The following is an 11,314-nucleotide window of genomic DNA, read 5'->3' on the forward strand; positions in this document are numbered from 1 at the left end:
TGGTCGTACAACGCGTTCACGAACCCGGGCCGTGGCCTGAGCACTTTCGCCCGGTTCGCCTACAACTCGCAGGATACCTCGGACACGGTCGCCGGTCACGGCTGGTCGTTCCAGGCGGCCGGCCCGATCCGACTCGGCGCGCCGCTGGACTTCCACCCGAACCCGAACCCGACGGAGATCCGCCTCCCGGACGGCGACGGCACCACGCACGTCTTCCGCTGGGACAGCACGAACAGCGTGTGGAAGGCCCCGGCGGGCGTCCACTACCAGGTCACGATGAAGCCGGGCCTGGACTGCAAGCCGTCCGCCGACCCGGTCCCGGACGCCTGGACGCTCACCCGCCCGGACGGAACGCGTTTCCTCTTCGGCTGCGACGGCTACATGACGTCCACGGTCGACAAGAACGGCAACACGCAGACGTTCACGTACGAGGAGCGCAAGTCCAACAACAAGCCGACCAAGTTCCTGAAGTACATCACGGACCCGGCCGGCCGGCAGTCCCTCACCGTCGACCACTACAAGAAGGGTGACGACACCTACGAGTACATCGACGACACGGGCGCCAAGGTCACGGGCTCGAACCTGACCAACTCCAAGATCTACGACCACGTGAAGTCCATGACGGACATCTCCGGTCGCAAGATCGCCTTCTACTACACGGAGAAGGGCCTGCTGGGCCAGTTCACCGACGGTGTGGGCTCCAGCCAGCCGAAGGACTTCAAGTTCACCTACGACGCCACGCAGGGGAACAAGAACGTCAAGCTGGTCAAGGCCACCGACCCGCGCGGGAACGGTACGTCGCTGGCGTACTACTACCCGAAGGAGGGTGACGACCCGAAGTATCACTGGTGGACACAGACGATCACCGACCGTCTGCAGGGCGCCACGGGCTTCACCTACGCCGTGAACGCCGGGAACACCAAGTTCACCGACACCAAGGTCACCGACGCCGAGAACCACGCCACCGACTACGTGACGGACGACTTCGGCCGCCCGGTCCAGACCACCAACGCCAAGTCCCAGACCAGCAAGATGACCTGGGACGCGGACAACAACGTCACGTATCTGGAGGAGGCCAACGGCGCCAAGACCGCGTACTGCTACGACCAGAAGACCGGCTACCCGCTCTGGCAGCGCGACGCCGAGAACAACAAGGCGGGCGTCCCGGCCGCGTCCGACTGCGCGCCCGGCACCTATCCGGCCAACGCGCAGAAGTACGAGTACCAGACCCGCGCCGACGGGTACGCCGCCGACCTGTCCACCAAGACCTCGCCCGAGGGCCGCACGTGGCAGTTCGGCTACGACACCTTCGGCAACCTGAAGACGGTCACCGACCCCAAGGGCGTCGCCACCACGACGGCGGGCGACTACACCACCACGTACGAGTACGACTCCTACGGCCAGCTGACCGAGGCGACCGACGCCAACGGCAACCCGACGACCAACAGCGAGTTCGGTCCCACCGGCTACCCGGCGAAGATCACCGACGCGCTGGGCAAGGTGACGTCGTTCGTCTACGACGCGCGCGGACAGGTCCGCGAGGTCACCGACGCCCTGGGCAAGAAGACCACGCAGACCTACGACACGTACGCGCGACCGCTGGTCTTGACGGTCCCGAAGGACCAGGTGGCAGGCGAGCTGATCACCACCCCGGCTCCGGTCTACGACGCCAACGACAACGTCACCACGTCGACCGCGCCCAACGGAGCCGTGTCCACGGCGGTCTACGACGCGGCGGACCAGATCACCTCGGCCACCGCCCCGAAGGACACGGGCACGTCGGACGAGCGCAGGACGGCCTACACGTACGACAAGACCGGTCACCTGAAGACGGCGACGGAACCCAAGGGCACGCTGACCTCTGCGGACCCGGACGACTACCTCACCACCCACCACTACGACGCGATCTACCAGCTCACCTCGGTCGTCAACGCTGCTGGAGACAAGGTGAGTTATGCGTACGACAACGTCGGCAACCTGATCACGGTCATCGACCCGAAGAAGAACGCGACCGCGGACACCACCGACTTCACCACCAAGACCGCCTACGACCTGAACCACCGGGTCACCTCGGTCACCGACGCCGCCGGCAAGACCACGAAGCGGGCCTACGACAAGGACTCACTGGTCGTCTCGACGACGGACGCGGAGAACAACACCACGACCGTCACCTACGACGAGCGCGGTAAGCAGACCGAGGTCAAGGTTCCGCACGACGGCACCACGACCATCACGTACCGGTCGACGAAGTACGAGTACGACCAGGTCGGCAACACGACGCGAGTCATCACTCCGCGTGGTGTGGAGACGGCGAACACGGAGGACTTTGCATCCCGTACGGAGTACGACGCGCTGAACCGTCCCGTGAAGCAGTTCCAGCCGTACGACCCGAACGACGCCCGCTACAACGACCCGAATGTCTACACCCAGACGTTCTACGACGCGGTGGGCCGGGTGTCCAAGACCTCGCTGCCGCCGTCAGAGGGCCAGAGCGTCCGTAACGACACCGCCTACTCCTACTTCGACAACGGCTGGGTGAAGTCCTCCACGGACCCGTGGGACATCGCCACCACGTACGACTACAACGAGCTGGGCAAGCAGACCGCCCGTACGCTCACGTCGGCCGGTGGTTCCTCGAACCGCACCATGACGTGGTCGTACTACCCCGACGGCAAGCTCAAGTCGCGCTCGGACGACGGCGTGCCGGTCGGCAAGTCGGTCGTCCTGGTCGACAACTCCGACACCCAGCACACCTCCGCCACTGGCACCTGGACGAAGGGAGACATCACCGGCCAGCAGGGCTACGACCACCAGGTCCATGCCGCTGGCGCCGGCACCGACGCCTTCACGTGGACGCTCAACATCCCCGAGGACGGCACGTACACCGCGTACGTGAAGTACCCGCAGGTGACGGGCGCCGCGACGACGGCGAAGTACACGGTCACGCACTCAACCGGAACGACGGACAAGACCATCAGCCAGGCCGCGGGGGCCGGCACATGGGTCGCGCTCGGCTCGTTCGCCTTCACCCAGGGCAATGCGGCCAAGCTCCAGCTGTTCCAGAACAGTGAGGGCAAGGTCGTGGCCGACGGTGTGAAGCTCGTGCGCGACAACTCCGGTGACACGGACGCCGAGAAGCACACCTTCGACTACGCGTACGACGTCAACGGCAACATGACGTCGATCGACGACACGTCGTTGGGCGCGACGGTCGACGCGTACGCGGTCACGTACACGGGCCTCAACCAGGTCCAGAAAGTGGCCGAGTCGGCGAGCGGCCAGGAGCAGAAGGCCACCTCGTACACCTACGACGCCAACGGCCAACCGGAGACGGTCACCCACCCCGACCAGTTCTCCAAGTACACCTACGACCTGCGCGAGCTGGTGAAGACGGTCTCGGTCGGCAAGACGCCGACGGACGCCTCGCCGAAGGTGACGTCGTACACGTACACCGATCGCGGCCAGAAGCTGAAGGAGTCCAAGGCCAACGCCAGCACCGTCGACTTCACCTACTACCTCGACGGGGCGATCAAGACCCAGAAGGAGAAGAAGGCCAGCGGCACACTGGTCTCCGAACACACGCTGACCTACGACGCCAACGGCAACAAGGCGCAGGACATCGGCAAGAAGATGAACGCCGACGCCACGTCGACGTACGTCGACGTGACCGCCGCCTACATCTACGACCCGGCGAGCCGGATCTCGCAGGTGACGAAGACGGGCACGGTCTCGGCGACCGAAACCTATGTCCACGATGACAACGCCAATGTCATCTCGCAGACGGTCAAGGGTGTCTCGTCCACCTTCGCCTACGACCGGAACCGCCTGCTGTCGGCCACCGTCAGCGGCGTCATAGCCAGCTACAATTATGACCCCTTCGGCCGCCTCGAGACGGTCACGGGTGACGGCAAGGTCGTCGAGCGCAACACCTACGACGGTTTCGACCACGTGGTGAAGACCTCCAAGTTGACCGGCGACGGCGGGCAATCGGTGACTCAGTACGCCTTCGACCCGCTCGACCGGACCGTGAGCAAGACGGCCGCGGGCAAGACCACCGTGTTCAACTACCTAGGCATGTCGGGCGAGGTGCTGAGCGAAGAGGTCGCCGGCTCGGTCACCGCGTCCTACCAGTACTCGCCGTGGGGCCAGCGGCTCTCCCAGATCAAGGTCTCGGGGGGCGTCGACGAACTGGGCGTCTACGGCTACAACACCCGCGGTGACGTCGAGTCCGTGACCACGACGGCCGGCGACACCAGCGCCACCTACGGCTACACCGCCTACGGCAAGGACGAGGCCGGCGAGTTCACCGGCATCGACAAGCCCGACCCGGCCGACCCGGCCAAGGACGCATACAACCCCTACCGCTTCAACGCGAAGCGCTGGGACGTCTCCTCGGGCACGTACGACATGGGATTCCGTGACTACAACCCGGAGCTCAACCGCTTCACCACCCGGGACATGTACAACGGCGCCCTGAAGGATATGCGGCTCGGCACTGATCTCATGACGTCCAACCGGTACGCCTTCACGGGCGGCAACCCGGTCAACCGCATAGAGATCGACGGCCATGAGCCGGACTGCATGGGCTACAACAGCTCCACCTGCCCCCGGATGAACTACGGGAGCGAGACGCCGTCCGGTTCGGGTGAATGGGGCAACTCCTGGCTGATGGGTACCGACAACGCAACGTCCACGTCCACGGACGAGGCGGCTACCGACCCGGCTCCGGCCCCGGCGCCGCAGCCCAAGCCCTCGGAATGGGAGAATCTTGCCGGCGGGGCCATTCACTGGGCCGCCAACAACAACCTGACCAGTGCCTTGCTGGGTTCGGAGCGGACCAATACGGTGGGTCTCTGCGGTAGTGGCTCCTACGCAGGCGGGTTCGGCCCCGGAGGCTCTGCATGCTTCATGGTGGTGAAGAGCCCGAACGGAACCTATGACATCGGTCTCGCCGGGAGCTATGACGCTGAGAGCGGGGTCGGCGGCTCCTTCTCCTTCGACGCCATGTACAGCAACGCGGACAGCTTTGGTCAGATCGCGGGGCTGGCCTATGGCGGCGAGCTGGCCGTCGGCCCTGGCCCCGGCGTCCACGTCGCCTACTCGGAGGCGGTGGGGGTCGATTCGCCTGAAATGAACTATCCCGCAGGACCGCTGACCGGGTATGTGAGGAACTCCCAGGGCGATGTCGTGAGCACCTTGGCGTACGGTGTCGGCGGCGTGACAGGCCTTGATGCCAGCGTCAATGCCTCCTGGACCAAGATCCTCTGGGAATGGTAGTGGCCGACGCATGACCGGTGCGGGGGACAGGCAGCGACCTGTCCCCCGCACCGCATCCGAGGAGAGATCATGATCGTTATCGCTGTACTTCCGCCGCTGCTCCTGGCGGCGATCGGGGCATTCCTGCTTTTCGGCCCCACGGAAGCCGTATCGAAATTCGTCACCAGGACGAGCTTCACCAGTTCGCGTGAAGCACCGAGGCGGGCTCGGATGATGGGGGCTGGGTTCTTCCCGATCGGCATCACTGTCGGAGTCTTTTTTATCCTGGGTGAATTTCACATGAAGGGGCCTCTTGCTGGGCTCTTGTTCTTGTTCTTGTTTGTCGCATGCGCGACCACTATCGCCCTGCTTCTGCTGTGGAACAACCGGCGTGATGGCTGAATCGCGTGTCGACACGAGGGCCATCGACCGTTCGCCGCTCTGAAACAATCCGGAAAGGTTGAGAGTGTTATGTCAGTCCCTCCGTCGTCGAATTCGCGTCAGCCACCCGTCCCATCTCCCGACCTCGAACAGCAGTGGCACCCCGTGCCCATGTCAGCGCTCAATCCGTTCGCGGTCACCTCGCTTGTGGTGTCGCTACTTTGCCTTGCGCCGCTGGGGCTGATATTCGGCATCATCGCGCTGCTGCAGATTTCCAGGAAGGCGCAGCGAGGTAAGGGCCTTGCGATTGCCGGGATCTCTGTTTCGGGCGCGATCCTCCTGGTGACAGGTCTCGCTGTCGCGGTGGTCGACTTCAGGGTCTGGACGCCGCCGGCCAGGAGCGACAGCGGTGAGGTCGCGAAGCGGGGTTGGAGCACGGTCGACACGATCAAGGTCGGTGACTGCTTCACTCCGAGCACCGGGGCGCCGGGACGGGACACCCCCCCGCTGGGTAACGCGAACGTGGAGCTGGTCCCGTGCGACGAGGTGCACAGAGGAGAGGCGTACGCCACGTTCGCGCTCTCCGGGTACAGCGTATTCCCCGGCCGGGACCAGATCGCGGCGATCGCCAGGCCGCAGTGCGCCAGACGGTTCCTCGACTACTCGCTGGACCCTCTGGCCTTCGGACGCATGCAGACCTACTTCTTCCATCCGGATCAGCAGAGCTGGAATGCCGGGGAGCGCACCGTGGTGTGCTGGGTCGCGAGTCCTGGCGATGGCGCACTCGACGTTTCAGTGCGGCGGGACGCGTCCAATCTTGATCCCGTCCAGCTGGAATTCCTCTCTGCGGTGAAGCCGCTCAACCTCGGAGCCGTGCTCCGCCCGGTGAAGAATCCCCAGCAGGACCTCGCTGGTGCTACGGCCTGGGCCGAGGAGATGGCCGAGGCTCAGGCCGAGACCATCCGGTTGCTCAAGGACGCCGAACTGCCCGGGGCAGATCAGCCGGCCGAGCAGTTCGTGGCGGAGCTCGAAGCGGGACTGCCGTTCTGGCGGCAGGCGGCCGAGGCATCGGATGCGGAGGCCTTCCTCGGGCATCTGCGATCTGTGGACCGGCACAACGGGCACAAGCACGCCAGCCAGATTCGTGTTCTGCTGGACCTTCCCCTGTCCGCCCCCAAGCCTGGTCTGACGTACCAGGATCAGGCCCGCCCCAGCTGAGCTTCGCCGTCCCCGCTGTCATCCGGGACCGGTAGACGCCCGCGGCCGGGCCGCTGACGTGCTCACCGGCCTTCATGCGCCGGTCGGCGTCCTGTAACTGCTCCAGCCAGGTCAGCCAGCGCTCGAACGCGAGATCATCCGGAAATCCGGATGCGTAGGTGCCTACTGAGGTTGAGGTGACCCCGGTGGTGTGGACACTCTGACAATGGATCTTTCGATCCGAGGGAGGGTGTCCTGGTGGGACGTAAGTCTCCGTATCCGGCGGAGTTCAGGAACGACGCCGTCGCGCTCTATCGCGCGGCGGGCGGGAAGCGCACGTACGCGGCGGTCGCGGCAGATGTCGGGGTGACCGGCGAGACGCTGCGGAGCTGGGTGCGCCAGGCCGACGAGCACGCGGGCCGTGCTCATAGCCATGGTGAGCAGAGCGCGGAGAGCCGGGATGAGGAACTGGCCCGGCTGCGCGCGGAGAATGGCAGGCTGCGCAAGGCGGAGAAGGAATGGGAGCTCGAGCGGGAGATCCTGCGCCGGGCAGCGGCGTATTTCGCCAAGGAGATGAAGTGAAGACCCGCCGCTGGGACTTCGTCTCCGCCCACGCCGAGACCTTCGGCGTCCAGCGGATATGCCGGGTCCTTCGGGTCTCGCGCTCGGGCTACTACCGGTGGATCGCCGGCGCGAAGACCCGCCAGGAGCGGCAGGCCGCCGACGACGCCCTGTTTGCGGAGATCCGTGAGATCCACACCGAGCACAAGGGCACCTACGGGGTCCGGCGCGTCCATGCCGAGCTGCGCGGCTTCGGGCACACGGTCAACCGCAAGCGCGTCGAGCGCCTGATGCGCGCCAACCGGCTCGAAGGCCGCCATCTACGGCGCCGCAAGCGCACCACGGTCCCCGACCGGCTCGCACCGCCCGCCCCGGACCTCGTCCAACGCGACTTCACCGCCGCACGGCTGGACGAGAAGTGGTGCGGCAACATCACATGGGACCTGTCCCCGAGTGGTGGACACCTCTGACTCCGGCCGCGGCAGGGGCCGGGTAGGAGGCATCTTTTATGGTGATGAAGGTCTACTCGCCCGAGTTCAAGGCGGACGCTGTCGCGCTGTACCTGTCGGACCCGAGCCATACCTTCGAGGGCATCGGGAAGGATCTGGGGATCAGCCGGGAGACGCTGCGTAACTGGGTGCGGGCCGAGCGGGCCCGGCGCGGCCGGGAAAGTACGACGAGCACGGAGACGACGCAGGTGGATTCGCCGCCGACGGCCGAGGAACTACAGGCCGAGAACGAGGCCCTGCGCCGGGAGCTGGCAGCGGCGCGCAAGGAGATGCAGAAGCTCGCCACCGAGCGGGACATTCTCCGCAGGGCGACGAAGTTTTTCGCACAAGAGATGACCTGGTGACCAACCAGGGCGGTTGCAAGTTCCGGGGTCGTGCGACTGGTTGGGGTGTGACCGGTTGGGGCGCATAACAGGGCAGGCACGGGCTTCGTGATCATTGTGGTGTCTAAGTGGTCGGCTCCGGAAGTCCTTCGGGGGTTGACCGAGGCTCAGGTGGTGGAGGCGGCTTTGAGGAGGGTTTCGGCGGCGGCGGTGCGGGCGTAGAGGACGGAGCGGCCGGCTCGGTGGGCGCTGACCAGGCCCGCGCTGCGCAACGCGGTCAGGTATTGGGATACCCCGGCCGGAGACAGGCCGGTGCGATGTGCCAGCTGGGTGGTGGAGGCCGGGGTGTCGAGTTCGGTCAGCAGGCGGGTCCGTGAGCGGCCGAGTACGCCAGCGAGGGCGTCGGTGCCGGTGGTGGGCCCGGGGGCCCATAGCGAGCCGGTGCCACGTGCTGGATAGGTGAGTTGTGGTGGTTCGGGCGGTGCGACTCGGGTGGGCAGACTCGGTCCGGTGAAGGCCGAGGGGATCAGCAGTAGCCCCGGGCCCGCTGTGGTGCGGGACAGGGGCCTGGTCCGGCGGTTCAGGTGCAGCGTACTGCCGTCCCATTTCACCGCGGTGTGCAGGTCGTTGAGTACGTGACCCGCGCCGTGTTCGGCGACCTGGCGGGCCCGGTGGAAGACGTCGGTGTCCAGCACTGCGCGGATGCGTGCCCAGTAGGGGGCGAGGGTCAGCTCCCAGTACGTGTGGATCTCCTGGGCCAGGCGGGCCAGTCGGACGTGCGGGTCGTGGTGCAGCGACCGCAGCCGGGGGCTGAGGCGTCCTTGGTGGTATTCCAGGTGATCGAGGTCGCGGCGGACCCGGTCGATGGGGGTGTCTTGGACGGCGGCCAGCTCTGTGGCGAGCGTCGGGGCCGGCCCGGCGGGGGCGGGGTTGAGGAAGTACGGAAAGAAACCCGTCGGCGGGATCAGCTCCGCGAGCCAGCCACCATCCAGCCCGGCGGCCGCCGCCCGAAGCTGGACCTGCTCGATCCAGGGACGGTGGACAGGGGATGCGGAGGCGTGGTTGGACAGCAACCGAAAGCTGGTCACCACCTGCCACATAGGCGAGACGGCGAACCGCACCTGCGCCAAATCGCTCGCCGAGAACGCCAGTTCCGCCACGGTGACCACCCCCCGAGGATTCACACATACCTGAATCAATGGCGGCCACTCTATCCGGTGGAGATCATTTCGGCATGACCTTGGACATGACCGCAGACACGATCACCGCGGCGGCATCGGGCACCTGGACACTCGGCGACCTCGTGGTCAACCGCATCGGCTTCGGCACGATGCGACTGACGCAGCACGGCGAGGCACTGGTGCCCGACGCCACTCCACGCGACCGGGACCAGGCAATCCGGGTGCTGCGCCGCGCGGTCGAGCTCGGCGTGAACCACATCGACACCGCCGCGTTCTACTTCTCGCCGCTCCGGTCGGCCAATGAGTTGATCAACCGGGCGCTGTCCCCCTACCCCGACGATCTCGTCATCGTCACCAAGGTCGGACCAGGCCGGGACCCCTCGGGCAGCTGGCTGCCCCACGCCACGCCCCGGCAACTGCGGGGACAGGTGGAGGAGAACCTGCGCCAGCTCGGCCGCGACCACCTGGACGTGGTGAACCTGCGCATCGTGGGAACCGATTCGATCGCCGAGCGATTCGGCGCGCTGGCCGACCTGCGCGATGCCGGGCTCATCCGCCATCTGGGCCTCTCCAACATCCGCCCCCACCACCTCGCCGAGGCCCAGGCCATCGCACCAGTGGTTTGCGTCCAGAACATGCACGGGATCGGGGCATCACCCGAACAGGAAGAGCTCCTGCGGACCTGCGGCGAGAAGGGCGTCGCGTTCGTGCCGTTCTACTCGATCGCCGGCACCGGACGCACGGCCGGCGCGACCGCCAACGACAGCAGCACGCTTCACGCCATCGCCCGCGCCCACGGAGTGAGCGCAGCGCAGATCCGGCTGGCGTGGACACTGCACCGCGGTCCCCACATCCTGGCCATCCCCGGCACCGGCGACCCCGACCACCTCACCCAGAACGTGGCCGCCGGCGCCCTGCGTCTGTCCGAGACCGAACTCACCGCCCTGGACTCCCTTCCCGCATAGCGCAGACGCATGAGCCTGTCCCAGAGCGGGTCGGGTCGAGCCCCGGGGCATCGAAGGGCTGACAGGCTTCCTTGGCATGGTGTCCCATCCAGCCGGGCGAGCACCGGCTGAGGCCCGCTCTGGCCGTCGTCATCCACCTCCGCTGATCGGCCCGTCTGCCTTGCCTGTTGCCACAGCGCGCCCAATAGTCCTGACCGCCGCCGAGCGGCATCGGCTGAAGAAGGCGGCCTACGGTCACAAGACCCCGCACCAAGCCCGGATCCGGGCACGGATCGTCCTCTCCGCAGCCAGGGGCAGGCCCAACGCCCGGATCGCCGTCGAGGCGGGAATCCATGTGGACACCGTGCGCACCTGGCGGGGCCGGTTCGCCGATCTGGGCCTACCGGGCCTGACCGACCGCAAGCGCCCGGGACGGCCCACCGTCTTCACACCGCTGCAGACCACGCAGGTCAAGGCCCTGGCGTGCCAGCTTCCCGCCGAGGCCGGCGCGCCGCTGTCGCGCTGGTCGTGCCCGGAAGTGGCCCGCGAAGCCGTCGCCCGCGGGATCGCCCCCGCCCTGTCGGCCTCCACCGTGCGCCGCTGGCTCGCCGAGGATGCGATCAAGCCCTGGCAGCACCGCTCCTGGATCTTCATCACCGACCCCGCCTTCCGCCCCAAAGCCGAGCGCGTGCTGGACCTGTACGCCCGTGCCTTCAACGGCGAACCGCTCGGCGAAGACGATTACGTCATCAGCGCGGACGAGAAGACCTCCATCCAGGCCCGCTGCCGCTGCCACCCCACCCTCGCCCCCGGACAAGCCCGCGCGATGCGCGTCAACCACACCTACGGCCGCGGCGGAGGGCTAGTTGTATTGCCCTGAGAGGTTGGGGACGCGGCTGGCGGGTGGTTGGCCTTTCAGCGCGGTGTGTCCGCGGTGGTGATTGTAGGTGTGCAGCCAGCCG

7 protein-coding genes and 1 pseudogene are annotated in these 11,314 nt (G+C 66.7%); 7 read left to right on the plus strand and 1 reads right to left on the minus strand.

The genetic code is table 11. The annotated features are described in order from the left end of the window. From ACZ4SA_RS36125 to ACZ4SA_RS36145, 5 genes and pseudogenes are all read left to right on the plus strand, one after another. Window positions 1-5,277, plus strand: a 5,277-nt coding sequence (locus ACZ4SA_RS36125) for a golvesin C-terminal-like domain-containing protein (protein ID WP_468282813.1), incomplete at its 5' end; no start/stop codon positions are given. A gap of 69 nt (window positions 5,278-5,346) precedes the next feature. After that, the gene (locus tag ACZ4SA_RS36130) at window positions 5,347-5,658 is read left to right on the plus strand and encodes a hypothetical protein (RefSeq protein WP_468282816.1); all 312 of its coding nucleotides are present in this window, start codon (window positions 5,347-5,349) and stop codon (window positions 5,656-5,658) included. A gap of 150 nt (window positions 5,659-5,808) precedes the next feature. Then, on the plus strand, window positions 5,809-6,855 hold the full coding sequence (locus ACZ4SA_RS36135; RefSeq protein WP_468282819.1) for a DUF4190 domain-containing protein: 1,047 nt from the start codon (window positions 5,809-5,811) through the stop codon (window positions 6,853-6,855). A 237-nt stretch (window positions 6,856-7,092) separates the two neighbouring features. Then, window positions 7,093-7,835, plus strand: a pseudogene (locus tag ACZ4SA_RS36140) (IS3 family transposase); the annotation flags it as partial. Window positions 7,836-7,903: 68 nt separating this feature from the next. Next, on the plus strand, window positions 7,904-8,248 hold the full coding sequence (locus tag ACZ4SA_RS36145) for a transposase (RefSeq protein WP_468282822.1): 345 nt from the start codon (window positions 7,904-7,906) through the stop codon (window positions 8,246-8,248). Between the two features lie 146 nt (window positions 8,249-8,394). On the opposite strand, the gene ACZ4SA_RS36150 is transcribed toward ACZ4SA_RS36145, so the two are convergent. Next, window positions 8,395-9,396, minus strand: coding sequence for an ArsR/SmtB family transcription factor (locus ACZ4SA_RS36150; RefSeq protein ID WP_468282825.1), 1,002 nt, complete (start codon window positions 9,394-9,396; stop codon window positions 8,395-8,397). Window positions 9,397-9,473: 77 nt separating this feature from the next. On the opposite strand from ACZ4SA_RS36150, the gene ACZ4SA_RS36155 reads away from it, so the two are divergent. Beyond that, window positions 9,474-10,373, plus strand: coding sequence for an oxidoreductase (locus ACZ4SA_RS36155; protein WP_468282831.1), 900 nt, complete (start codon window positions 9,474-9,476; stop codon window positions 10,371-10,373). A 160-nt stretch (window positions 10,374-10,533) separates the two neighbouring features. Continuing rightward, window positions 10,534-11,232 (plus strand): helix-turn-helix domain-containing protein, encoded by a 699-nt coding sequence (locus tag ACZ4SA_RS36160; protein ID WP_468282828.1) that lies wholly within the window; start codon window positions 10,534-10,536, stop codon window positions 11,230-11,232. Window positions 11,233-11,314: the final 82 nt, after the last annotated feature.

This window comes from Streptomyces sp. NPDC027962, from assembly GCF_055566095.1.

Excerpts from the sequence above, each read along its gene's own strand:
- ACZ4SA_RS36135 (WP_468282819.1), top strand. The coding sequence starts at position 5,809 with ATGTCAGCGCTCAATCCGTTCGCGGTCACCTCGCTTGTGGTGTCGCTA.
- ACZ4SA_RS36130 (WP_468282816.1), top strand. The coding sequence starts at position 5,347 with ATGATCGTTATCGCTGTACTTCCGCCGCTGCTCCTGGCGGCGATCGGG.
- ACZ4SA_RS36145 (WP_468282822.1), top strand. The coding sequence starts at position 7,904 with ATGGTGATGAAGGTCTACTCGCCCGAGTTCAAGGCGGACGCTGTCGCG.
- ACZ4SA_RS36155 (WP_468282831.1), top strand. The coding sequence starts at position 9,474 with ATGACCGCAGACACGATCACCGCGGCGGCATCGGGCACCTGGACACTC.